A 23,947-nucleotide genomic window follows, 5' to 3' on the forward strand; every position below is an offset into this window, starting at 1 on the left:
GTAGTCGGAACGGTGGACCAGGGACAGGTTCTCGTAGGCCGGGTGCAGCGGGTGCCCCGGCACCAGTCACCCGTGCAGGTTCTCCCGGGTGACCAGCTCCACGGGCAGTCCGATCCGTTCCCGCATCACCTCCAGGTTCGCGCGTCGCCGCGGGGTCAGGGAATTCTCCCCGAGCCACAGGGTGATGACCCGCCGCGGCAGCTCCTGCGGCCCGCCCGGCGCGGGGGTCGTGCGCGCCACGAACGACCGGCGGAAGCGGGCGGGGTCGAACTCGTAGGTGGCCACGCGCGCGTGCCACGGCGCCACCGCAGTGACCGCGGCGAACCGAAGGGCCTTCTGGGTTCGGCGCCGCCGCTTGTCCGCCACGAACACAGCGTGCTTGACCTTGCGCGCGGGCAGCAGCGGATCCAGCGGGCTCATGCCGCACCCTCCGGCTGCAGCGCGGCCACCGTCTCGGCGCTCAGCCACGGGCCCACGTGGCCGTCCAGGAGCTGCTCGGCCGCGGCGGCCGCCAGGGCCGCACTCGTCTGGAAGCCGTAGCCGCCCTGGCCCGCGAGCCAGAACACGCCCTCGGCCGCGGTGTCCCAGCCGCACACGGGCACGTCGGACGCGCGTTCCGTCCGCAGCCCGGTCCAGGACTTCACCACCCCGGTGATCCGCAGTGCCGTGTGCTCCTGGACGGTGGTGACCAGGCGCTCGACGGCGCCCGGGTGCGGCTGCGCGTCGCACGCCTCGCTGGGCTCGGACTCCCCCACCGAGACCATGAGCCCCTGCGGGTCCGGGCGGAAGTACCAGTGCTGCGCGGCGTCCATGACCATGGGGTGATCCGGGGGCACCGGAACCTCGGTGCGCACGAGCGCCGCGGTCCGGCGCTTCGGCTGCAGACTCTGGGGGCTCGCGCCCAGCACGCGTCCGATCTCCTCGGCCCACGCCCCGGCGGCGTTGACCACCGTGTCCGCGAGCACCCTGTCCTGCCGAGTGCCCTCCAGGCGCAACCGCCACTGCGTCCCCGGACGCTCCGCGCCCACCACGCGGCACCGGGTGCGGATCTGCGCCCCCAGGGTTTCCGCCCTCGTCCTGTGCCACCGCAGCAGACCGGGGGCGTCCGAGCGGACCGCGGCGTGGTCCACCGCGCCCACCCGGTACCGCCGGGGGTCACGGCGCAGCTCCGGACACAGCGCGAACAGCTGCTCCCCGCCGAGGGTCCTCAGGCCCGGCGCGGTCATCCGGGTGACGTCCTCCGGTGAGCCGGCCACGACGAACGCGTTCGGCCACACCAGGGCGTGGTCCAGTGACCGGCCCGCCTCCCGCAGCGCCGCGATGCTCCAGCGGGTCAGCTCCAGCACCGGGGCGGGACCGTAGCTGGGGATCAGCTGCTGCGCCGAACGGGCCGAGGTCTGCAGCGCCACGTCCGGTCCCGCCTCCAGGACCAGGATGCCCCGCCCCGTGCCCCGCCGCTGCGCGAGCTCCGCGGCCGCGGACAGACCCGCGATCCCGGCGCCGATGATGACGATCTCGTGACCCATGAGCCCCATCATGGCATCCGCCGCGGGGCACTCGGTGAGCGAGCGGTGCCCAGCCGGCGGGGCGTGCGGGCCCGCGTGGGCGGGGCAGAGCCCGGACATGAAAGAACCCCGCCCCTCACCGTCGGGTGAGGGGCGGGGTTCAGCGGATCACGGGACCACCGGACTCAGTGGCCGGATCCGCTCATCGCATGCGATGTGCACCTGGATCAGGCGGGGATGTTGAGGACCTGGCCCGGGAAGATCAGGTTGGCGTCCGCAACGGAGCCGGCGTTGGCGGAGAAGAGGGCCTCCCAGCCGCCGTTCACGCCGAGCTTGTTGGCAATGGTGCCCAGGGTGTCGCCGGCCTGCACGGTGTAGGTGCCAGCAGCCGGAGCGGCCTGTTGCACGGGGGCAGCGGGAGCGGTGTACTTCACGGCCGGGGCCTGCTGCTGCACGGGGGCAGCCTGCTGCACCGGAGCGGCCTGCTGCACGGGGGCAGCATGCTGGACCGGAGCGGACTCCTGGACGGAGGAGGACTGCGGGGCCACCGAAGCGGCAGCCGGAGCGGTGTAGGAGCCGCCGGAGATCATGCCGGAGCACTCCCACTGGCTCGGGCCGGAACGCTCCATCAGCGCAGCCGCAGCAGCGTCCTGCACAGCGGCTGGGGCGTCGGCAGCGTTGGCGTAGCCAGCGGTGATGGCGCCCATGCCCTGCCAGGTGGAGGTCAGGAACTGGTAGGCACCCGAGGCACCGGAGGAAGCGTTGTGCGCCTGGTAGTTTCCACCGGACTCGCACTGCTTGATCGCGTCAAGGCTGGGGGCAGCGTTGGCGGGGACGGCGAACGCGCCCACGGCCAGGCCGCCCATCATGACAGCAGCGGTACCACGGCGGATAGCGGTTGAAGTCTTCATCATGCTCCGTCAGGCCACCTACGCTCGTTCCCATCCCTGGGTGTCTTCGCGCCGTCGTCTACCCATAACAGTTAGGTGTGAGGGGTAGAAACTACGGAATGCTGCCATGTAGACGACGTACGGTGTGCGGCAGCATCCAGCACAATCCAGACCACGGATCATGTGCGCCTGGAAGCGAACTTCCGGTCACGAAAGTCCGCTGAGGAAGTTGTTGATAACGATAGCGTAACGATCACTCGATGATCAAGGGACACGTTACTTTTTCGTTATCCCGCTTTGGGGGACAACCCCGGCCGCGGGCATGGATCACGGTCGTGAGGACCGCTCAACCCCGGCAACGCTAGGACACCCGGCGCGGCGGGTCAACCCGAGAGCGGCCGCAGCCGTGGATATCGGGCGGATTCCGGGTTGATAACAAGCTGGTATCCACCCGTCATCAGGCACTCCACGCGGCGATCACACTGGCCACACGGGCTTTTTCGTACGCGGCCTCCGCGGCCGCCCGGTCCGGGTGGCTTTCCTCACACAGGGCCGGCGGCGGAGGCAGCTGCGGGCGCTGCACCCGCGCTCCCGCCTCGTGGGCGATCAGGGCTCCGGCGGCCCAGTCGTGCTCGTGGAGCCCGCGCTCCGAGTACCCGTCCAGGGTGCCGTCCGCCACCATGCACAGGTCCAGCGCCGCGGATCCCAGCCTCCGCATGTCCGAGAACCGCTCCATGGTGTCCAGGAAGGAGCCGAACTGCTCGCGGCGCACCGCGGCGTCGTAGGAGAAGCCCGTGCCGTACAGCGCGCCGCGGCGCCCGGGCACCGGCCCGCTCAGCCGGGTGTCCCTGCCGCCGCGGCGAACCCACGCACCAAGCCCGGCCACCGCGTAGTAGACCCGGCCCAGCGCCGGCGCGTCCACGACCCCCGCGAGCCAGGTGCCGTGCTCGTCGCACACGGCCACGGAGGTGGCGTAGTAGACGATGTCCCGGATGAAGTTGGTGGTCCCGTCCAGCGGGTCCACGGACCACCGCAGCCCCGAGCGCCGCTCGGGCGCGTGCGTGCCGGACTCCTCGCCCGTGATCGCGTCGTGGGGCCGCTCCCGCCGAAGGACGTCGCACACGGCGCGCTCCGCGGCGACGTCGTAGGCGGTCACCCAGTCCCCGTCCGAGGACTTGGTCACGGCGTCGAACGCGGAGGCGTCCCGCCCGAGCAGCACCTCCGCCCCGGCCGCGGCGGCCCGCAGTGCGACCCCCAGCAGCTCCTCGAGCTCGTCCGTGCCCGGGCCCAGCCCGTCGAGTGCCTCCGCCACGGCGCGCCTCACTCCCCCGCCGCGGGCTGGTCCGCGGCGTCGGCACGGTCCCCGAATGCCTCGGGCCCCTGGGCGAGCAGCTGCTCGAAGCCCGCCTCGTCCAGCACGGGCACTCCCAGGGACTCGGCCTTGTCCAGCTTGGTCCCGGCGTTATCCCCCGCCACGAGGAAGTGCGTCTTCTTGGACACCGAGCCCGAGGCCTTTCCGCCGCGCTTGAGGATCGCCTCCTTGGCGGAGTCCCGGCTGTAGCCCTCCAGAGAGCCGGTGACCACCACGGTGACTCCTTCGAGGGTGCGTGGGGTGGACTCGTCCACCTCCTCCTCCATGCGGACACCCGCGGCGGCCCACTGCTCGACCACGCGGCGGCGCCACGGCTCGGCGAAGAACTCCTGGACGGCCTGGGCAATCACCGGGCCCACGCCGTCGGTGCCGGCCAGGGTCTCGGGATCGGCCTGCCGGATGGCGTCCATGCTGCGCAGGGACGTGGCCAGGGAGCGTGCGGCGGTGGGGCCCACGTGGCGGATGGACAGGGCCACCAGCACCCGCCACAGCTCGGTGTCCTTGGCCTGCTCCAGCTGGGCGAACATCTGCTCGGTGGTCTTGGACGGCACGCTGGGCCTGGCCTTGGTGGGCTTGGTCCAGAAGTACGGCACCAGCTCGGGGGTGACCCGCTGGACCTTCTCCCCGGTCTCCTCGTCCGTGACCGTGCGGCGGGCGTCCCGCCAGACCATGACGTCCCGCAGGTCCTCGGGGGTGAGGTCGAACAGCCCGGCCTCGTTGCGCAGCGGTGGAACGGAGAGCTCGGTCCCGTCCGGTGCGTCCAGCGGCACGGGCTGGGTCAGCGCCCTGGCGGCCTCCTCGCCGAGTGCCTCGATGTCGAAGGCGCCGCGACCGGCCGCGTGGTTCACGCGCTCCTTGAGCTGGGACGGGCAGGTCTCCGCGTTGGGGCAGCGGATGTCCACGTCTCCTTCCTTGGCGGGGCGCAGCGGCGTGCCGCACGAGGGGCACTCGGTGGGCATCACGAACTCGCGCTCGGAGCCGTCCCGCAGGGCCACCACGGGGCCCACGATCTCGGGGATCACGTCCCCGGCCTTGCGCAGCACCACGGTGTCCCCGATCAGCACACCCTTGGCCCTGACCACGTCCTGGTTGTGCAGGGTGGCCATCTCCACGGTGGAACCGGCCACGCGCACCGGGTCCATGAGCCCGAAGGGCGTGACGCGACCGGTACGGCCCACGTTCACCAAGATGTCCACGAGCGTGGTGTTGACCTCCTCCGGCGGGTACTTGTACGCCACGGCCCAGCGCGGCACGCGGGAGGTGTAGCCCAGGCGGAACTGGGTGCGGCGGTCGTCCACCTTGACCACGATGCCGTCGATCTCGTGCAGCAACCCGTGCCGCTTGTCCCCGAACTCGGCAATGAACTCGAGCACTTCCGCCACGGTGGAGAGCACCCGGGAGTACGGGCTCACGGGCAGGCCCCACCCGCGCAGGATCTCGTACGCCTCCGACTGCGTCTCGAGGTCCACGCCGCGCACGTACCCGATGCCGTGCACGAACATGGACAGCGGGCGCCGGGCGGTGACCTGGGGGTCCTTCTGCCGCAGGGAACCGGCCGCCGCGTTGCGGGGGTTGGCGAAGGGTGCGCGCCCCTCCTCCACCATGGCCTCGTTGAGCGTGCGGAAGTCCTTCGAGGAGATGAACACCTCGCCGCGCACCTCGACCTCCTCCGGCAGGTTCTCGCCGGAGAGCCGCTGCGGGATGGTCTTGATGGTGGCCACGTTGTGGGTGATGTCCTCGCCCGTGGTGCCGTCACCGCGCGTGGCGGCGCGCACGAGCACACCGTCCCGGTACAGCAGGTTCACGGCCAGCCCGTCGATCTTGACCTCGCTCAGCCACGCGACCTCCGGGGCGCCGGGCAGCTCCGCGACCTGCTTCTGGGCGCGCTCGAGCCACGCCACGAGCTCGTCCGTGGAGAACACGTCCTCCAGCGAGTACATCTTCTCGAGGTGCTTCACGGGGCTGAAGGCGGCCCCGACCTCGCCTCCGACCTCCTGGGTGGGAGAGTCGTTGGCCTTCAGCTCCGGGTGCAGCGCCTCGAACTCCTCCAGGGAGCGGTAGAGCTGGTCGTACTCGGCGTCCGAGATCACGGGCTGGTCGTGCACGTAGTACGCGGCGCGGGCCTCCCGGACCCGGTCCGAGAGCTGCGCGTACTCCTCCCGCAGCGCCTCGCTGGGCTCCTCGGGGTTCAGACTCTGGCCGTTGGCGTCCGTGGCGGGCTTCGCACCCTTGGCGTTGACTGTGCTCACCGGACCATTGTGACCCAGGACTCCGACACGCACGACCGCCACCCGGCGGGCCCCTCACCGGCCTTCAGGGGACCCGGCCGCGCCCACCCGCCAGTCAAGCGGCGACGCCCGGCGGCCACGCAGGCCCCAGCCACGACGAGGCGGGCCCCTCGGATCCGAGGATCCGAGGGGCCCGCCGAGCAGTGCACCGCTACAGCGCGGCGACCCGCAGGTCCGCGTGCGGACGGCCCCGCCTGGGGTCCCACACCTGGACGCGAGACGCGCTCCAGTGGGCGCCCCGACCGTCGTCGTCCACCGCGACCGCCACCGTGGCCGGCAGGCGCACCGGGGTGGCGAACTCCACCGACCATGTGAACGGCACCTCGGACGGCACGCCCGTGAGCGCGAGCGCGCGCGAGGCCGTGTACATGCCGTGGGCGATAGCACCCTTCATGCCCAGGGCCTTGGCCGAGGGGTCCGAGAGGTGGATGGGGTTGTAATCCCCGCTCACCGCGGCGTACTCGCGCCCGGTCCCGGCGCCGAGGCTCCACTGCCCGGTGGGCTGCGGGGCCTCGAACGGCGCGTGCTCGCGCGGCGCGTCGTCCTCGCTGTTCGTGCGGGGCGCGTCACCGGTGATCGCGGTGTGCACGCCCTTGGCGAGGTAGCCCGAGCGCCCGGCCCACGCGACCGAGCCATCCTCACGCGTGAGGGTCACCACGGCGTCGAGCATGGTCCCGGCGCGGTGCGCGCGCAGGTTCTCGGTCCACGCGGTGGCCGTGACCCGCTCCCCCACCGCGACGTCCGAGACGTGGTGCACGGTGTTGGAGATGTGCACCATGCCCAGCACGGGCAGGGGGAAGTCCCTGCGCGTGAGCACGGACATGGCCACAGGGAATGCGAGCGAGTGCAGCGCACCCGAGAACACAGCCGTCTCCGCGGAGCCCAGTGCCAGGGGCCGCGGCGTGGCGTGCACCACCCGGCAGAACTTCTCGTGCCACTCGGCATCGGCGGACAGGCCCTCGACCACGTGGGCCACGCGCGGCAGCTCGAGCGCGCCGTCCACCTTGCCGGTGCCCGGCGTGCGCAGCGAGGCGGGCAGCACCCGCCCCACGGGAGACTTCCGCAGCGCGGGCAGCGCCTTGCGGGAGGCCGACAACGCCGCGCCGCCCGCCGCGCTCGTGGCCGCACGTGCTCCGGCGCTCGCGTACAGGGCGGGCAGCTTGACCGCGCCCGAGGGCGTGGTGCGCTCGTAGTCCGCGGGAACGGAGGGAACGGGATCCGTGGCGCTCACGCGATCACGCCCCCACCATGCTCTGCCCGCACACACGCAGGGTCTGGCCGTTGATGCCGCCCGCGGCGTCCGAGAGCAGGAACGTGATGGCCTGCGCCACGTCCACGGGCAGACCGCCCTGCTGCAGGGAGTTCAGGCGGCGGGAGATCTGACGGCGCGCGGCCGGGATCTTGGCGGTCATGTCCGACTCGATGAACCCGGGGGCCACCGCGTTGATGGTGCCGCCCTTGGCGGCGATCAGCGGCGCGGTGGCGGCCACCAGACCGATCACACCGGCCTTCGAGGCGGCGTAGTTGGTCTGGCCGCGGTTGCCCGCCACGCCGCTCGTGGACGCGAGGCACACGATGTGCGGGGTGGAACCCAGCTTGTCGGAGGCCAGCAGGGTCTCGTTGATCCGCAGCTGCGACTCGATGTTCACCGCGATCACCGAGTTCCACTTGGCCTCGTCCATGTTGGCGAGCATCTTGTCCCGGGTGATCCCGGCGTTGTGCACCACCAGGTCCAGGCGGCCGTAGCGGGAGGCCACCAGGTCCAGGATCTTCTGCCCGGCCTGCGGGTCGGTGACGTCCAGCTGCAGAGCGGGCACGCGCAGCTCGTTGGCGAGCTTGCTGAGGGCGTCCCCGGCGGCGGGCACGTCCACGGGGACCACAGTGGCGCCCGAGGCGGCCAGCGTGCGGGTGACCTGCTCGCCGATCCCGCGCGCGGCGCCGGTGACCACGGCCACCTTCCCCGCCACGGGGTGCTCCCAGTCCACGGAGGCGTCACCGCGGTCGTCGCCGACCGTGAGGAACTGGCCGTCCACGTACGCGCTGCGCCCGGACAGGAAGAACCGGATGGCGCCTAGCACGCTCGGGGCGTCCCCCGCCACACCGTCCGCGACCAGCACGCCGTTGGCGGTCACGCCGCCGCGCATCTCCTGGGCGATCGAACGCAGGATGCCGACGACGCCCTGGCGCGCCGCCGCCTGCGCCGGGGCCAGCTGCTCCGCACCGGCCACGGTGCCCGACGCCGCACCCGTGCCGATGCCCGGTGCGGGGCGGGACAGCGTGATCACGCGTCCGCCCGGGCGCAGCTTGCGCAGGGCGGAGGCCAGCTCGAGCGCCGGGCCGCCGAGGTCCGCGGGGCTCTCGATCCCGGTGTAGTCGATCAGCACCGCACCCACGCGGTCCACGTCCGACGCGTTGCGCCGCACGTCCAGGTTCCAGCCGAGCAGTGCCGACGCCGCGGCGTCGCCCGCCGTGCCCCTGCCGAGCACGAGGACCGCGCCCTCCGGGAAGTCACCGCCCGCCTGGTAGCGGCGCAGGGTGACCGGCCGGGGCAGGCCCAGCTTGGAGGCCAGCTGCTTGCCGAGCCCCGAGTTGACCATGTCCAGATAAGTGTCCGTCACGTGAAGTTTCTCCCTGATCTCGTGGTGTCGCGGTTGCCGTGGCGGGTGCTCAGACCGAGCGCAGCAGCATGGCCACGCCCTGGCCACCCGCGGCGCACACCGAGATCAGCGCGGTCTGGGGCTTGCCCTCGGCCTTGGCGCGGGCCGCGAGCTCCTTGGCCGTGGAGGCCACGATGCGCCCGCCGGTGGCGGCGAACGGGTGGCCGGTGGCCAGCGAGGAGCCGTTGACGTTGAGCTTGGAGCGGTCGATCGAGCCCAGCGGGGCGTCCAGACCCAGGCGCTCCTTGCAGAACTCCGGGGACTCCCACGCCTTCATGATGGACAGCACCGTGGAGGCGAACGCCTCGTGGATCTCCACGAGGTCCAGGTCCTGCAGGGTGAGGCCCTGGCGGGCCAGCAGGCGCGGCACGGCGTAGGCGGGAGCCATGAGCAGGCCCTCCTTGCCGGTCACGAAGTCCACGGCGGCGGCCTCGGAGTCCACGACCTCGGCGAGCGGGGTGAGGCTGTGCTCGGCGGCCCACTGCTCGGTGGCGATCAGCACGGCGGAGGCGCCGTCCGTGAGCGGGGTGGAGTTGCCGGCGGTCATGGTGGCCTCGCCCGCGAGCTTCTTCCCGAACACCGGGTTCAGGTTGCCCAGCTTCTCCACGGTGGAGTCCGGGCGCATGTTGTTGTCCTTGGTCAGGCCCTTGAACGGGGTGACAAGGTCGTCGAAGAACCCGCGCTCGTACGCGGCGGCGAGGTGCTGGTGGGAGGCCGCGGCCAGCTCGTCCTGGGCCTCACGGGTGATGCCCCAGTGCTCGGTGGTCAGGGCCTGGTGCTCACCCATGGACAGGCCCGTGCGGGGCTCGCCGGAGCTGGGCACGGCGGGCGCGAGGTCCGCGGGGCGGACGTCCTTGAACGCCTGGAGCTTCTGCAGGGTGGTCTTGGCGCGCTGAAGCTTGAGCAGTGCGCGGCGCAGGCCCTCGCTCACGGCGATGGGCGCGTCCGAGGAAGAATCCACGCCGCCGGCGATGCCGGCCTCGATCTGGCCCAGGCGGATCTTGTTGGAGATCGAGCTGACGGTCTCCATGCCCGTGGCGCACGCCATCTGGACGTCGTAGGCCGGGGTGGCCGAGTCCAGGGCGGAGCCCAGCACGGACTCGCGGGTCAGGTTGAAGTCGCGGGAGTGCTTGATCACGGCACCGGCGGCCACGGCGCCCAGACGCTCACCGGCGATCCCGGTGCGGGCCACGAGACCGTCGATCGCGGCGGTGAGCATGTCCTGGTTGGACGCGTTGGCGTACGGGCCGCCTGCGCGGGAGAAGGGGATGCGGTTGCCCGCGACCACCACGGCGCGGGTGCCCGTGGCGGGTGCGGCGTGCTTGCCCGCGGCGGCGGTCTTGGCGCCGGTGCCCGGCTGCTTCGCGTTCTGCGTGTTCTCGGTCATGTCTGCTCCTTGTGAGGGGATTCGTGCGATGTGGATCACTTGAAACCCAGAGTAGCTGATACTCTCGGTATCGTGAAACAGGTCACGACCCCCGTGGACGGCAGGAACAGCCGCTGGCAGCGACACCGCGCCAGGCGGCGCACCGAGCTGATCACGGCCGCCCGCGACGCGGTGGCCGCGAACGGCGCTGCCATCTCCATGGAGGAGATCGCCACGGCGTGCGGCACGTCCAAGTCCGTGTTCTACCGGTACTTCAAGGACAAGTCCGGCGTGCAGGCCGCCGTGGGCGAGTACTTCGTGACCCGCATGCGACGCCGCATGGTGGCCGCCGTCAGCGAGGCGGACACCTTCGCGGCCATGATCCACGCACTCGTCTCCGAGTACCTCAAGTCCGTGGCGGGCTCCGCCGAGGTCTACCGCTTCGTGGTGACCGCCCCGGACGAGCAGGGATCCACCATCGAGCGCTTCATCGACTCGGTGCGGGACCTGCTCATGGAGCAGTACGTGCGCCACTACGGCGAGGCGGCCACCGGGGACGGTGTCCTGCAGAGCTGGGCCGCCGCCACCGTGGGCATGGTCCGCGGCGCCGGGGAATCCTGGCTCTCCCAGGGCAACGCCCCCGGCGCACCGGACCGCCACACCATGAGTCGCATCATCACCACGTGGGCCGTGGAAGGTCTGCGCCCCGTGGCGTCCACGTCCGCGGCGGTCTCCGCCGCGGCGTCCCCTTCCAGCAACGCCCCCATCCAGGACGGCCCGTCCGTCCGCGAGACCCCACAGGAGTCATGATGAGCACCACCACGGTCAGCGGAACCATTCCCGACACCGACCGCATCGAGGACCTCCCCGAGGACGGCGCCACCGCCCCCTCGACCATCGACACCGCGGAACTGGGCAAGATCCTGCTGGGCCGCTGGCCCGAGGCCCGCCTGGCCGCCCGCAAACGCGCCGAGGACCCCCGCTTCCAGTCCCAGTACGACCAGTCCTTCGCGGACCAGCGCAACGTCACGTTCGAGCAGCTCAAGCTGCTCGCGGACGCCGGTCCCCAGTACCTGGGGATGCCCGAGAGCGTGGGCGGGGCCATGAGCCCCGGCGCCAACCTCTCCGCGTTCGAGGAGCTCGTGCTCGCGGACCCGTCCCTGCAGATCAAGTCCGGTGTGCAGTGGGGCCTGTTCGGCTCTGCCGTGCTGAACCTCGGCACCGAGGAGCACCACAAGAAGTGGCTGCCCTCCATCCTGGACCTCAGCATGCCCGGCGCGTTCGCCATGACGGAGATCGGCCACGGCTCGGACGTCGCCTCGATCGGCACCACCGCCACGTACATCCCGGAGACGGACGAGTTCGAGATCCACACGCCGTTCAAGGCCGCGTGGAAGGACTACCTCGGCAACGCCGCGGTGCACGGCCGCGCGGCCACCGTGTTCGCGCAGCTGATCGTGGACGGCATGAACCACGGCGTGCACTGCCTCTACGTGCCCCTGCGGGACGAGAACGGCGAGTTCCTGCCGGGCGTGGGCGGCGAGGACGACGGCCGCAAGGGCGGGCTCAACGGCATCGACAACGGCCGCCTGCACTTCGACCACGTGCGCGTGCCCCGCACCAACCTGCTCAACAAGTACGGGGACGTGGACGAGAACGGCGTCTACTCCTCCCCCATCCCGTCCCCGGGCCGGCGCTTCTTCACCATGATCGGCACGCTGGTCCAGGGCCGCGTGTCCCTCGACGGCGCCGCGACGATCGCGAACCAGGCGGCCCTGAGCATCGCGGTGCGCTACGCCGAGCAGCGGCGGCAGTTCACCACGGACTCGGACATCCAGGAGCAGACGCTGCTGGACTACCAGCGCCACCAGCGCCGGCTGATCCCGCGCATCGCGGAGACCTACGCGATGACCTTCGCGCACCAGCAGCTGCTCGACAAGTTCCACGAGGTGTTCTCCGGCGAGGACGAGTCCGACGGCAACCGTCAGGAGCTCGAGACCCTGGCCGCGGCGTTCAAGCCGATGTCCACGTGGAGCGCCCTGGACACGCTGCAGGAGTGCCGCGAGGCGTGCGGCGGCGCGGGCTTCATGGCCAAGAACCGCTTCGTGCAGCTGCGCGCGGACCTGGACGTGTACGTCACCTTCGAGGGCGACAACACCATCCTGCTCCAGCTCGTGGCCAAGCGGCTGCTCAACGACTACTCCGCGGAGTTCAAGAACGCGGACGTGGGGGTCATGGCCCGCTACGTGGCGGACCGCGCCACCGAAGCCGGCTTCAACCGCTCCGGGTTGCGCAAGCTGACCCAGGCGTTCTCGGACACCGGGGACTCCCGCAAGTCCGTCAACGCCCTGCGCGATCCCGCGGCCCAGCGCGCGTTGCTCACCGACCGGGTGCAGACCATGATCGGTGACATCGCGGACGAGCTGCGGGCCGTGTCCCGCAAGTCCCGCACCGAGCAGGCCAAGGCGTTCAACGACAACCAGAACCGGCTGCTCGAGGCCGCCCGCTCCCACGCCCAGCTGCTGCAGTGGGAGGCGTTCACCGCCGGTCTGGAGAAGGTCGAGGACCCGGACACCAAGCGTGTGCTCACGTGGCTGCGGGACCTCTTCGGCCTGCACCTGATCGAGCAGGACCTTGCGTGGTACCTCTCCTACGGTCGGCTCTCGATGCGCCGCGGCCGCGCCCTGGAGTCCTACATCAACCGCCTCATCGCGCGCCTGCGCCCCTACTCCCTGGAGCTGGTGGACGCGTTCGGGCTCTCGCCCGAGCTGCTGCGCGCCGAGATCGGCGGCACGGTGGAGGCCGAGCGCCAGGAGGAGGCCGCGGACTACTACCGCCGGCTGCGCGCGAGCGGCAAGGCCCCCGTCAAGGAGCCCAAGCCCGCCAAGGACCCGGGCGCCCAGACCCGCGGCCACCACGGCTGAGCGGCCCACCGGCGTGCGCCGTCCCTGACACGGGGGCGGCGCACGCCGCGCACCGCGCAGGCGCGGAACGGAGCTGGGGCGCGGTCAGCGGGCGGGCTCAGCGCACGCGCGGGATGGAACTCGTGTTCGCGCGGGGGTCGTCCGCGGTGAGCACGTCCGCGACCACGAGGGTCACGTTGTCCCGCCCGCCCGTGCGCAGCGCGGCCTGGACCAGGACGTCCGCGGCCTCCTTGGGGTGCTGCACCGAGTGCAGCACGCGGGCGATGTGCGCTGGGGAGAGCTCCCCCGTGAGGCCGTCCGAGCACATGAGCAGCCGCTGGCCCGGGACGGCGGGGAGCACCACGACGTCCGGCTCCCAGATCTGGCCCGTGCCCAGGGCGCGGGTGATCACATTACGCCGCGGGTGCACGAGCGCCTGGGCAGGGGTGAGCTGGCCGATCGACACCAGGTACTGCACCTCGGAGTGGTCCACGGTAAGCTGGTTGACGCCCACGGGCCCGGTCTGCTCCGTGACCGGCTGCCCCACGCCCGGCCCGGTGAGCTGGTAGGTGCGGGAGTCCCCCACGTTGAACACGAGCCACAGCCAGACGCCCTCGATCTGCACGAGCCACGCCCCCGTGACCGTGGTCCCCGCGCGGGTCCCGCACTCGGCCTGGATGGCGTGGTCCGCCTCCCACAGCACGGAGCGCACCCGGCGCACGGCCTCGATCACCTCGTGGGGGATCTCCGGGTCCAGCTTGAGCTGCCGGTCGATGGTCGCGCGGAACCGGGCGACGTCCGAGCTCGGCTCGGGCTCCACGATCCGGTAGTCACGGAAGTCCTCGAGGGTGAACAGCTCCGAGGCGCCCAGGGTGGACACGCACAGCGCGCTGGCCACCTCCCCGGCCTCGTGCCCGCCCATGCCGTCCGCCACCGCGCACATGGTGTCGGTGACGATCAGGGCGTCCTCGTTGGTCTCGCGACGCAGCCCGCGGTCGGTGACGCCGCCCGATCGGATGGTCAGGGGAACGGTCATTCGACCTCGTCTTCCAGTAGGGGCCCGGAGCCCTGGGAGATGGCCACGGGGCGGACGTCCCCGAAGCCCCGCACGTTGCGGGTGGGCTGCGGGTCGAGCACGAAGCGCTCGTCCCCGCGCAGCACGCGGGCGGTGGACTCGTCCACCACCACGCCGCCCGGCTCCGTGAGTGCCACGAGCCGGGACGCGAGGTTCACGGTGGGACCGTAGAGGTCCCCGAGGCGCGGCAGCACACGGCCCCACACGAAGGCAACGCGCGCCTGCGGCAGCAGCGGGTCCTCCTTGATGATCCGCGCGAGGGCGAGCGAGATCTGCGCTCCGCCCTCGGGGGTCTCGGACAGGAACATGACCTCGTCCCCGATGGTCTTGATCACGCGGCCCCCACCGATCGAGATGACCTCCGCGCAGCGCTTCTCGAAGCGCTGCACCAGGTTGGCCAGGGTGCGCTCGTTCATCTGCCGGGACAGGGACGTGTAGGACACGAGGTCCGCGAAGCCGACCCCGCGCGCGAGGGGCAGGGCCGCGCCGCCGACGTCCGGAGCGGCGTCGTGCAGGATCACCGTGGAGCCGTCCGGGCGCTCGCCGCGCATGGCCAGGCGCTGGACGGCCGCCGAGAGCTGGCGCCGCCACGCGTAGTCCAGCAGCTGCTGCAGGGGGCCCAGCAGCTCGGGCAGCAGGGTGAGCAGCTCGCGGCGGGCACGGGCGTCGGTCATGTCCCGGTGGGCGACCATGTCCTCCACGAGGGCCTCGATCTGCCACACCACCATGCGGTCGGTCAGCTGCGCCACGGAGCGCGCGAGGGACAGCGCCGCCTCCTCGCTGAGGGCACCGTCCTGGACCATGTCGGAGACCACGCGCAGGGCGCGGACGTCCTCGCCCGTGAAGTAGACGTCGTCGTCGGTGAGGTTCGGGAAGCCCAGGGCGCGCCAGATCTTGCGGGCCGAGGCCGTGGAGAGCCCCGCCTCCTTCGCGGCCTCGCGGCGCCGCAGGTGGCGCTGGGAGCCCAGCAGCAGGGAGTCGAGGTGGCGCACGGCCGCCTTGGACTCCTCGGAGCCGTACAGGTTGGACTGCACGGGGTTGTTGAGGTTGAGGTTGAGCTGCTCGGTCTGGGGGCCCGTCACGAACTGGTCCGAGTGTTCCGAGGTGTCGTCAGCCACGCGGTCCTCCTTGCTGGGCGGTGTGCGGGCCGGGGTGAACCGGCCCCGGTGCGGTGCCTTCCCCACTGTAGTTCCCCGCGCCGCCTGCACCGCCGCGCACGAGCCGGGCGAAGTGGGCGGGCTGGGGGCAGCCCGTGAGCTTGAGTCCGCCCAGGATCCCGAAATCCGCGAGCACGGTGCCGCGGTCCAGCTCCTCCCGGGTAGAACCCTCCTCGGTGGCGCCGCGGGTGACCCGCACGGACTGGAGGGCGGTCAGGGGCAGGGCCACGGCGCCGTCGTGGGCCGGTGGTCCCACGAGCGCCAGCCGGGACGTGGTCAGCACGAAGCGCGTGCGGGTCCAGCGCCACGCGGGTGCCAGGGTGAAGCGCCACGCCGCGAGCAGCGCGGCGAGCACCAGCAGCCACCCCACGAACGCGTGCAGCCCCGTCCACGGCGCGTCCGTGGGCCGCCATGTGAGGTCCAGGAGGCGGCGCAGGGCCGAGTAGGCGAACACGATCAGCCACGCGGCGAGCGCCGGGCCCACCAGGGCGAGGGGGTGCGGGCGGGTGGCCACCACGGTCTGCTCCCCCGGTTCCAGGGCGAGGCCGTGCCGGGGGGTCATGCGCGGAGCTCCGGGCGCGCGCCGGGCGAGGGCGGCTCGGGAACGGGGGCGGGCGGCGTCGTGAGCGGACCGGTGGTCGGGGCCGACGGGTCGGTGGCCAGAGCCGACGGGTGCGCGGCCGGGGGCACGGCGGGGCCGCTCTCGGACCCGGTGCGGTGGGTGTCCTCGGGCGTCCGGGCGGAATGACCGGCCGCGGCGGGCCGCACGTGCACCACCTCCCCCGCGGAGTACTCGTGCTCGCGTCCGTCCCGTGCGCGCACGACCAGCTGGCCCGAGGTGCCGAGTCCCGTGGCGGTGGCGAGCAGCGGCGCGGACGCGCCGGGCAGCTGCAGGCTCACCTCGCGGCCGAGCGTGTCCACGCGCGCCTCGAGGTCGCGGCGGAGGGGGCCGGCCGGTCCGAGCTGGCGCGCCGGGTCCTCGGAGGCCCTCTCGAGCGTCTCGGCGAAGCGCTCGAGCACCGCGGTGAGCAGCGCGGGGCGGGTGGGAGCGGCGTCGGCCTCCAGCGCGAGGGAGGTGGCCGTGGGCACGGGCAGCTCGCGCTGGGTCACGTTCAGGCCCGCGCCCACCACCACCGTGGGGGCGGTGCCGGCGGCGGGCGCCACCATGGTGGCCAGCACGCCGCACAGCTTGCGCTCGCGAACCAGGACGTCGTTGGGCCACTTCAGCACGGCGGGCACTCCGGTGAGGTCCCGCACCGCCCCGGTCACCGCGTACGCCATGAGCAGGGTGAGCCACGGGACGAGCTGCGGCTCCCACGCACGCCCCGTGCGGTCCATGGGAGTGCACGCCACGGAGAAGGTGACGGCCGCGCCGGGCGGGGTGACCCACTGCCGGTCCAGCCGACCTCTGCCCCGGGACTGGAAGCCGGTGACGACCGCCGCGAGGCCCTCCCCGCGCCCGCCCCGGTCCGCGATGCTCTGCGCGAGCCACGTGTTGGTGGAGTCCACACTGTCCAGCACCGTGACCTCCCGGTACCCGTGGCCGCGCAGGGCGTCCTCGAGCGGCGCCTCGCGGTAGTCGGCGGCGGGGCTGTGCCCGGTGGCTTCCATGACTCGTGCTCCTCACATGACGGCAGTGCGCCGTGGCCTGGGTGTGACCTCCAGCTTAGGTGCAGCCCCGGGCCGTCCACCGCGTCCGCGGCCGGGCATATGCTGGGACGCGTTCGCACCCAGCCCCGATGCACCCGTGGGAGGCCCCGACATGAGCGTCTTCGCCCTGCACTACACCTACGGCGGCCCGCCCGAGCTGCTCGCCGAGCACCGCCCCGCCCACCGCGCGTTCCTGCGCGAGCTGCACGAGCGCGGCGTCAACCTGGCCTCGGGCCCGCTGGGGGACGACGCCGCCCTGGTCGTCCTCGAGGCCGCGGACGCCGCGGAGGTGGAACGGCTCATCCAGGACGATCCCCTCGTGGTCCACGGCGTGGTCACCGAGCACACGGTGCGCGAGTGGTCCGTGACCATCGGGGCCGTGGGCGGCGCCTGAGACCGCGCACCGCGGGCGGGCGATGTTGTGGAACTCCTACAAAAGCCCGCCCCGGACCGGCCACTACACTGGGTGCGATCCGAGGGGCCCGCGGCACGCCCTGTTCCTGTGCCGGCCACGACCACGCGAGGTGTCATGAGCCACGACCTGTCCACCACAGCAGGCAAGATCGCCGACTTCCGGCAGCGCCGCGAGCAGGCCGCCGCGCCGGCAGGACAGGGCGCCGTGGAGAAGCAGCACTCCCGCGGCAAGAACACCGCGCGCGAGCGCATCGAGATGCTGCTGGACCCGGACTCCTTCGTGGAGTTCGACGCCCTGGCCGTGCACCACAGCACCATGTTCGGCATGGAGAAGAAGAAGCTGCCCGGTGACGGCGTGGTCAGCGGCTACGGCACCGTGGACGGGCGCCTGGTGGCCGTGTACTCCCAGGACTTCGGGGTCTTCGGCGGCTCCCTGTCCCAGGTCAACGGCGAGAAGATCGTCAAGGTGCAGAAGTTCGCGCTGCGCAACGGCTGCCCCGTGATCGGCATCAATGACGGCGGCGGCGCCCGCATCCAGGAGGGTGTGGCCTCCCTGGCGATGTTCGCCGACATCTTCCGCATGAACGTGCGCGCCTCCGGTGTGATCCCGCAGATCTCGCTGATCATGGGCCCGTGCGCGGGCGGTGCGGCGTACTCCCCCGCCCTGACCGACTTCGTGGTGATGGTGGACAAGACCTCCCACATGTTCATCACCGGCCCGGACGTGATCAAGACCGTCACGGGCGAGACCGTGGACATGGAGACCCTGGGCGGTGCCCGCTCGCACAACGAGCGCACCGGCACGGCCGCGTACCTGGCCTCCGACGAGCAGGACGCCTTCGACTTCGTGCACGAGCTGCTGGAGTACCTGCCCGGCAACAACCTGCAGGACTCCCCCGTGCTGGACCACGACCAGGTGGACGAGGTCACGGACGAGGACCTCGCCCTGGACGAGCTGATCCCGGACTCCGCGAACCAGCCCTACGACATGCGCACCGTGATCGAGACGGTCGTGGACGGCGGCCAGTTCATGCAGATCCAGGAGCTCTACGCCCCCAACGTGATGGTGGGCTACGCGCGGGTGGAGGGCCACACCGTGGGGATCGTGGCCAACCAGCCCATGCAGTTCGCCGGCACCCTGGACATCGCCGCGTCCGAGAAGGCCGCACGCTTCGTGCGCCACTGCGACGCCTTCAACATCCCGATCCTCACGTTCGTGGACGTCCCCGGGTTCCTGCCCGGCACGGACCAGGAGTTCAACGGCATCATCCGCCGCGGTGCCAAGCTGCTCTACGCGTACGCGGAGGCCACGGTCCCGCTGGTCACGCTCATCACCCGCAAGGCCTACGGCGGCGCGTACATCGTGATGGGCTCCAAGAAGCTCGGGGCGGACATCAACCTCGCGTGGCCCACCGCCCAGATCGGGGTCATGGGCTCCCAGGGCGCGGTGGAGATCCTCTACCGCCGGGACCTCAAGGCCGCCCAGGACAACGGCGAGGACGACGCCGCCCTGCGCGCCGAGCTGGCCCGCCAGTTCGAGGAGGACCTCCTCAACCCGTACCAGGCCGCCGAGCTCGGCTACGTGGACGCCGTGATCTGCCCCTCCGAGACCCGCGAGCAGATCGTCAAGGCCCTGCGCGGACTGGCGGACAAGCGCGCCTCGCAGCCCGCCAAGAAGCACGGGAACATCCCGCTGTGACGCCCACGCAGGCCGCGGGCTCGCCCCGGGACGACGCCCGCTCAACGCCGCACGGTGCGCCGACCGGGAATCACGGCGCGTCGGTCAGCGACCCCCGCACGGCGGCGGTCGCCGCCCTGCCGGAGACCGCGGCCGCCCAGGAACCCCTGTTCACGGTGACCCGCGGCAACCCGGGGCCGGAGGAGCTGGCCGCGCTCACCGCGGTGCTCACCGCCCTGCCCGCGCCCCAGGAGGAACGCCCGGCACGTCCCACTCGGGCACCCCGCCCGCAGTCGCGACGGCTCCGGCTCGGCCTGCGCCTGCGCCCCGGGCGCGGGGCATGGCGGTGGACGCAGCCGGAGCGCTGATCCGCGGCGGGTCCGTGACGCCCGCTGGTAGGAGGCTTCGGCCACCCGAGGGGATAATGTTCCGGTGCCTGCCATCGCCACCTCCGCCCTCGTCAGCCTCGCCGCCGTCCTGCTCCTGAGCGGTGCCGCGAAACTCCTGGCCCCGAGCACCGGGCGGACCATCCTCGACACGGTCCCCCTGCCCGGTGCGCTGCGCGCCCCCTGGGTCCAGCGCGCGCTGCCGTGGTGCGAGGTGCTGCTCGCCGCCGCGCTGTGCGTGAGCGCCGGGCCGCTGCTGACCGTGGCCGCGGGCCTCACCACCGTACTGTTCGCCGCCTTCACCGTGGTGGTGCACCGCGGCACCAGGGCCCCGGACCCGGCCTCGTGCGGGTGCTTCGGTGAGCTCTCCCGCGCGGCGGTCTCACGTCGCACGGTGGTGCGCAACGTGGCGTTCACCCTCACAGCCGCACTCGCCCTGGTGCTCACCCTCACCAGGTTCCACGGCCCGGCGCTCGAACTCCCGTGGTGGGGTGCGGTGGCCGTAGGCATCCCCCTGGTCCTTGTGCTGCTGACCCTGTGGAGCGAGGGCTCCCGGCGTGCCCCCGACGCGGCGCACGACGTCGCGGACGTCCCCCCGCTGCCCCCGCAGCTGCGAGCGCACGACGACGCCGCGGCGTCGTCCGACGCGCGGCAGGCCGATGGACCCGCCGACGGACCCGGGGACCGGCCCGGCGCGGAACCCGACGAGCGTGCGGCAGGTGCGCCGGGCGGCGTCGAGTCCGGGACGGAGGACGCCACGGAGGACTACGAACGGCTCCCCATCCCCTACGCCACGCTGACGGACGCCGACGGGCGCACCGTGACCCTGCGCGACCTCGCCGCCTCCCGGGCACGGGCGCTGTTCGGGGTGAGCTCCACGTGCGGGTGGTGCGCCCCCGTGGTCGAGCGGCTCGCGGCGGCGGGCGGTGCGATCGGCCCGGTGGCGGTGCACACCGTCGTGACCGGTGAGGACGAGCGCGCGCCGCTGTCCGGGAACCTCCCCGCGGGCGCGCTCGTGGACCGGCACGCGGAGATGGGCACGGTGTTCCAGCACCCGGGGCCCCCGTGGGCCGTGGTGCTGGGTGCGGACGGGCTGCTCGCCGGCGGACCGGTGAGCGGCAGCGGCGCGGTGCTGGAGCTGCTGGACGAGCTCGAGGAGCGCTTCGCCGGGTGATCCCGCCGAGCGGCGGGCGAGGACGCAGCCGCTCGGGGCACGGGAGGTTCGACGCGGCGCGGGCACGACGCCCCGCAATGCCCGCGCGCGGCCGCGATGTGACTAGGGTTACATCACGTGACCACATCTGAGAACGCACCCCGGACCCCGGAACCCCTCGCACCCCTGGGTTCCGCGCAGCGCACCGCCACCGCCGCGGACCGCCTCGCCGAGACCTACTTCCACGAGAGCCTTGCCCTGAACCCGAGCGAGGCCACGTTCCTGGGCTTCCCCGGGCACGAGACCGAGTACCCCGACTTCGGCCCCGCCGGCCGCGCGGCCCGGGCCGAGCTCGTCCGCAGCACGCTCGCGCGCCTCGACGAGGTCAGCCCGGAGGACGACGTGGACCGCGTGACGCTGCACGCCATGCGCAACGAGCTCGAACTGGAGCGCGACCGCCATGAGGCCGACCTGGACGTCTCCGCGGTCAACAACATCGAGTCCCCCGTGCAGGGCATCCGCCAGGTGCTCGACGCCATGCCCCGGGAGACCGAGCAGGACTGGGCGCACATCGCCGGGCGCATGGCCAACATCCCCGCCGCCCTGGAGCAGTACCGCGCGGGACTGGACGAGGCCGTGTCCCTGGACCGCCCGCCGTCGGCCCCGCAGATCGTGGAGGCGTCCCAGCAGGCCGAGCAGTACGCGTCCGACGACGGCTTCTTCGCCTCCCTCGTGGCGGATCCCGCCGCCCCGGAGTCCCTGCGGGACGAGCTGCGCACCGCGTCCGACGCCGCCCGAGCCGCCTACCGGGACATCGCCCGGATCCTGCGCGAGGACTTCGCCCCGGTGGCCCGGGAGTCGGACGCGTGCGGGATCGAGGACTACCGGCTGCACCTCGCGTCCTTCCTGGGTGCGCGCCGCGACCCCCGCGAGGTCTACGACTGGGCCGTGCAGAAGCTGCTGGAGCTGGACGCCGAGCAGCGTGACGTGGCCGACCGGATCCTGCCCGGAGCCACCGTGCAGGAGGCCATGGCCGCCCTGAACGCGGATCCGCAACGGCAGCTGCACTCCCCCGAGGAGCTGCAGGCGTGGATGCAGAAGCTCTCGGACACCGCGCTGGCCGAAATGGCCGGGACGCACTTCGAGATCACCGAGCCCATGAGCACGCTGGAGTGCTGCATCGCCCCCACGCACGACGGGATCATCTACTACACCCCGCCGAGCGCGGACTTCTCCCGACCCGGACGCATGTGGTGGTCCGTGCCGGAGGGGGTCTCCCAGCACAACACGTGGGAGGAGACCACCACCGTCTACCACGAGGGCATCCCGGGCCACCACCTGCAGTGCGCCACCGCCCTGGCCAACGCGGGCGAGCTCAACGAGTGGCGCCGCATGGGCATCTGGGTCTCCGGCCACGGTGAGGGTTGGGCGCTGTACGCCGAGCGGCTCATGGACGAGCTCGGTTTCCTGGGGGACCCCGGGGACCGCATGGGCATGCTCGACTCCCAGCGGCTGCGCACCGTGCGCGTGATCTTCGACGTGGGCTTCCACTGCGGCTTCGAGATCCCCGAGGCGCTCGGGGAGATGCTCGGCGGCGCCCGCGCCGGAGAGGTCTGGACCCCCGAGGACGGCTGGAAGTTCCTGCGCCACAACGTGGCCATGGCCGAGGGCACGCTGCGCTTCGAGTGGCTGCGCTACATGGGCTGGCCCGGGCAGGCGCCCTCCTACCGGATCGGGCTGCAGATGTGGCTCGACGCCCGCGAGCAGGCGATGGCGCGCGAGGGCCAGGACTTCGACCTCAAGCGCTTCCACAGCCGCGCGCTGCGGCTGGGCTCCGTGGGCTTGGACACACTGACCTACGCCCTCGCGCTGTGAGGCCCTGTGTTCCCGGGGATTCTCCGGGAACACAGGGTTTATTCCCTGGTCGTTGCGTAATATTTCGTCATGGGCCGGGTGCAGTTTATGATTCGCGGCCCTATTGTTTCGGGTATGAATTCCGCAGAAAGTACCCGCCGTCTCCCGCGCTGGATGACGTCCTTCGGGTGGCAGATCCTCATTGCCCTCGTGCTGGGTGTCCTCCTCGGGTCCGTGGCGGCAGCCATGGGCGGGGACGCCGAGGAGAGCCCCAACTGGCTCATGACCACCCTGGACACCATCGGTTCCAGCTACGTCACGATCCTCAAGGCCGCCGTGGTGCCGCTGGTCGTGACCGCCGTCATCTCCTCGATTGCCAACCTGCGTGACGTCTCCAACGCGGCCCGCCTCGCGTGGAAGACCCTCATGTGGTTCGCCATCACATCCCTGATCGCCGTGGTGATCGGCATGGTGCTCGGCGTCCTCGCCCAGCCCGGCGTGGGCACGGGCCAGGCGCAGCCCGGTGCGTACTCCGGCACCGAGGGCTCCTGGCTCGCGTTCCTCAAGGGCCTGATCCCCGTGAACGTCCTGGGCCTGGAGACCACCTCCAAGGTCCTGGACCCGGAGACCGTGAAGACCTCCGTGAACTTCAACATCCTGCAGATCCTGGTGGTCTCCCTGGTGGTCGGCATCGCCGCACTGAAGACCGGCAAGGCCGCCGCCCCGTTCCTCACCTTCATGCAGTCCGGCCTCGCCATCATGCAGAAGGTCGTGTGGTGGATCATCCGCCTCGCCCCCCTCGGCACCCTCGGCCTGATCGGCACCGCCGTGTTCGAGTACGGCTGGACCTCCATGGGCTCACTCGTGAAGTTCGTGCTGACCATCTACGTGGGCCTGCTGCTCGTGGCGTTCGTGGTCTACCCGGTGCTCGTGAAGCTCAACGGCCTGTCGGTGAAGCAGTTCTTCACCGGCGTGTGGCCGGCCATGCAGATGGGCTTCGTCTCCCGCTCCTCGCTGGGCACCATGCCTGTGACCCAGCACGTCAGCGAGCGCAACCTGGGCGTGCCCACGCACTACGCGTCCTTCGCCATCCCGCTTGGCGCCACCACCAAGATGGACGGTTGCGCGGCCGTGTACCCCGCCGTCGCGGCCATCTTCGTGGCACAGTTCTACGGGGTTGACCTCACGCCCATGCACTTCGTGCTGATCGCCCTGGTCTCCGTGCTCGGCTCCGCAGCGACGGCCGGGACCACAGGCGCCACCGTAATGCTGACACTGACGCTGTCCACCCTGGGCCTGCCCCTGGACGGTGTGGGCCTGCTGCTCGCCGTGGACCCGATCATCGACATGGGCCGCACTGCCCTTAACGTGACCGGCCAGGCGCTCGTGGCGGCCATCGTCTCCAAGCGCGAGGGCATCCTGGACATGGACCTCTACAACGCCCCGCGCCACGGCGACTTCGGCAACGACGACGCCGCGTCCTCGGATCCCGAGCTCGCCACCGCCTCCTCGTCGGGAGCCTCGGCCCACGCCCCCACGGGTACGTCCGACGGCCAGCGCACCGAGTAGGTTCCCCAACCCGCGACTGTCGGTACGACG

Annotated in this window: 20 protein-coding genes; 8 read left to right on the forward strand and 12 right to left on the reverse strand. The window is 72.0% G+C overall.

Annotation, left to right across the window (positions count from 1 at the left end; translation table 11 throughout):
* Nucleotides 1–66 precede the first annotated feature (66 nt).
* From DNL27_RS09135 to DNL27_RS09170, 8 genes are all read right to left on the reverse strand, one after another.
* A complete protein-coding gene (locus DNL27_RS09135) occupies nucleotides 67–420 on the reverse strand; it encodes a hypothetical protein (RefSeq protein WP_112235358.1) in 354 nt (117 codons plus the stop codon).
* Nucleotides 417–1,625, reverse strand: coding sequence for an FAD-binding oxidoreductase (locus DNL27_RS09140; protein WP_239494318.1), 1,209 nt, complete (start codon nucleotides 1,623–1,625; stop codon nucleotides 417–419). Before DNL27_RS09140 ends, DNL27_RS09135 begins: the two co-directional genes overlap by 4 nt.
* Before the next feature lie 107 nt (nucleotides 1,626–1,732).
* Nucleotides 1,733–2,419, reverse strand: coding sequence for a transglycosylase family protein (locus DNL27_RS09145; RefSeq protein WP_112235359.1), 687 nt, complete (start codon nucleotides 2,417–2,419; stop codon nucleotides 1,733–1,735).
* 433 nt (nucleotides 2,420–2,852) lie between these two features.
* The gene (locus DNL27_RS09150) at nucleotides 2,853–3,707 is read right to left on the reverse strand and encodes an inositol monophosphatase family protein (protein ID WP_112235360.1); all 855 of its coding nucleotides are present in this window, start codon (nucleotides 3,705–3,707) and stop codon (nucleotides 2,853–2,855) included.
* 8 nt (nucleotides 3,708–3,715) lie between these two features.
* Nucleotides 3,716–5,959, reverse strand: a complete 2,244-nt coding sequence (gene ligA / locus DNL27_RS09155; RefSeq protein WP_239494487.1) for an NAD-dependent DNA ligase LigA — start codon at nucleotides 5,957–5,959, stop codon at nucleotides 3,716–3,718.
* Nucleotides 5,960–6,206: 247 nt separating this feature from the next.
* Entirely contained in the window at nucleotides 6,207–7,286 is a 1,080-nt protein-coding gene (locus DNL27_RS09160) for a MaoC/PaaZ C-terminal domain-containing protein (RefSeq protein WP_112235362.1), read from the reverse strand.
* Nucleotides 7,287–7,290: 4 nt separating this feature from the next.
* Nucleotides 7,291–8,673: a 3-oxoacyl-ACP reductase gene (locus DNL27_RS09165; RefSeq protein ID WP_012398743.1), complete on the reverse strand. Its 1,383-nt coding sequence runs from the start codon at nucleotides 8,671–8,673 to the stop codon at nucleotides 7,291–7,293.
* Nucleotides 8,674–8,722: 49 nt separating this feature from the next.
* Nucleotides 8,723–10,099 carry an acetyl-CoA C-acetyltransferase gene (locus DNL27_RS09170; protein WP_012398744.1) on the reverse strand — a complete coding sequence of 459 codons (1,377 nt, stop codon included), beginning with the start codon at nucleotides 10,097–10,099 and terminating at the stop codon, nucleotides 8,723–8,725.
* 72 nt (nucleotides 10,100–10,171) lie between these two features.
* Here DNL27_RS09170 and DNL27_RS09175 point away from each other — a divergent pair, with 72 nt between their 5' ends.
* Both DNL27_RS09175 and DNL27_RS09180 read left to right on the forward strand, forming a co-directional pair.
* Nucleotides 10,172–10,888 carry a TetR/AcrR family transcriptional regulator gene (locus DNL27_RS09175; RefSeq protein WP_229565115.1) on the forward strand — a complete coding sequence of 239 codons (717 nt, stop codon included), beginning with the start codon at nucleotides 10,172–10,174 and terminating at the stop codon, nucleotides 10,886–10,888.
* The gene (locus DNL27_RS09180) at nucleotides 10,888–13,002 is read left to right on the forward strand and encodes an acyl-CoA dehydrogenase (RefSeq protein WP_112235364.1); all 2,115 of its coding nucleotides are present in this window, start codon (nucleotides 10,888–10,890) and stop codon (nucleotides 13,000–13,002) included. The genes DNL27_RS09175 and DNL27_RS09180 overlap by 1 nt, the downstream gene beginning before the upstream one ends.
* A 97-nt stretch (nucleotides 13,003–13,099) precedes the next feature.
* Here DNL27_RS09180 and DNL27_RS09185 read toward each other — a convergent pair whose 3' ends face one another.
* The 4 genes from DNL27_RS09185 to DNL27_RS09200 are packed head-to-tail and all read right to left on the reverse strand — an operon-like array spanning nucleotide 13,100 to nucleotide 16,824.
* Nucleotides 13,100–14,017: a PP2C family serine/threonine-protein phosphatase gene (locus DNL27_RS09185; protein ID WP_012398747.1), complete on the reverse strand. Its 918-nt coding sequence runs from the start codon at nucleotides 14,015–14,017 to the stop codon at nucleotides 13,100–13,102.
* Nucleotides 14,014–15,174: an adenylate/guanylate cyclase domain-containing protein gene (locus DNL27_RS09190; protein WP_112235809.1), complete on the reverse strand. Its 1,161-nt coding sequence runs from the start codon at nucleotides 15,172–15,174 to the stop codon at nucleotides 14,014–14,016. Before DNL27_RS09190 ends, DNL27_RS09185 begins: the two co-directional genes overlap by 4 nt.
* Nucleotides 15,167–15,775: a hypothetical protein gene (locus DNL27_RS09195; protein ID WP_112235365.1), complete on the reverse strand. Its 609-nt coding sequence runs from the start codon at nucleotides 15,773–15,775 to the stop codon at nucleotides 15,167–15,169. Before DNL27_RS09195 ends, DNL27_RS09190 begins: the two co-directional genes overlap by 8 nt.
* The gene (locus tag DNL27_RS09200; protein ID WP_112235366.1) at nucleotides 15,772–16,824 is read right to left on the reverse strand and encodes a biotin--[acetyl-CoA-carboxylase] ligase; all 1,053 of its coding nucleotides are present in this window, start codon (nucleotides 16,822–16,824) and stop codon (nucleotides 15,772–15,774) included. The genes DNL27_RS09195 and DNL27_RS09200 overlap by 4 nt, the downstream gene beginning before the upstream one ends.
* Before the next feature lie 151 nt (nucleotides 16,825–16,975).
* On the opposite strand from DNL27_RS09200, the gene DNL27_RS09205 reads away from it, so the two are divergent.
* From DNL27_RS09205 to DNL27_RS09230, 6 genes are all read left to right on the forward strand, one after another.
* The gene (locus tag DNL27_RS09205) at nucleotides 16,976–17,257 is read left to right on the forward strand and encodes a YciI family protein (RefSeq protein ID WP_012398751.1); all 282 of its coding nucleotides are present in this window, start codon (nucleotides 16,976–16,978) and stop codon (nucleotides 17,255–17,257) included.
* 135 nt (nucleotides 17,258–17,392) lie between these two features.
* Entirely contained in the window at nucleotides 17,393–18,976 is a 1,584-nt protein-coding gene (locus DNL27_RS09210) for an acyl-CoA carboxylase subunit beta (protein ID WP_112235367.1), read from the forward strand.
* Nucleotides 18,973–19,323, forward strand: a complete 351-nt coding sequence (locus DNL27_RS09215; RefSeq protein ID WP_112235368.1) for an acyl-CoA carboxylase subunit epsilon — start codon at nucleotides 18,973–18,975, stop codon at nucleotides 19,321–19,323. The genes DNL27_RS09210 and DNL27_RS09215 overlap by 4 nt, the downstream gene beginning before the upstream one ends.
* A 64-nt stretch (nucleotides 19,324–19,387) precedes the next feature.
* On the forward strand, nucleotides 19,388–20,515 hold the full coding sequence (locus DNL27_RS09220) for a MauE/DoxX family redox-associated membrane protein (RefSeq protein ID WP_112235369.1): 1,128 nt from the start codon (nucleotides 19,388–19,390) through the stop codon (nucleotides 20,513–20,515).
* A 117-nt stretch (nucleotides 20,516–20,632) separates the two neighbouring features.
* The gene (locus tag DNL27_RS09225; RefSeq protein ID WP_012398755.1) at nucleotides 20,633–22,369 is read left to right on the forward strand and encodes a DUF885 domain-containing protein; all 1,737 of its coding nucleotides are present in this window, start codon (nucleotides 20,633–20,635) and stop codon (nucleotides 22,367–22,369) included.
* Between the two features lie 114 nt (nucleotides 22,370–22,483).
* A complete protein-coding gene (locus DNL27_RS09230; protein ID WP_068470630.1) occupies nucleotides 22,484–23,917 on the forward strand; it encodes a dicarboxylate/amino acid:cation symporter in 1,434 nt (477 codons plus the stop codon).
* The last annotated feature ends 30 nt before the right edge of the window (nucleotides 23,918–23,947 follow it).

Source organism: Kocuria sp. BT304 (assembly GCF_003290245.1).
Classification (GTDB): Bacteria; Actinomycetota; Actinomycetes; order Actinomycetales; family Micrococcaceae; genus Kocuria; species Kocuria rhizophila_A.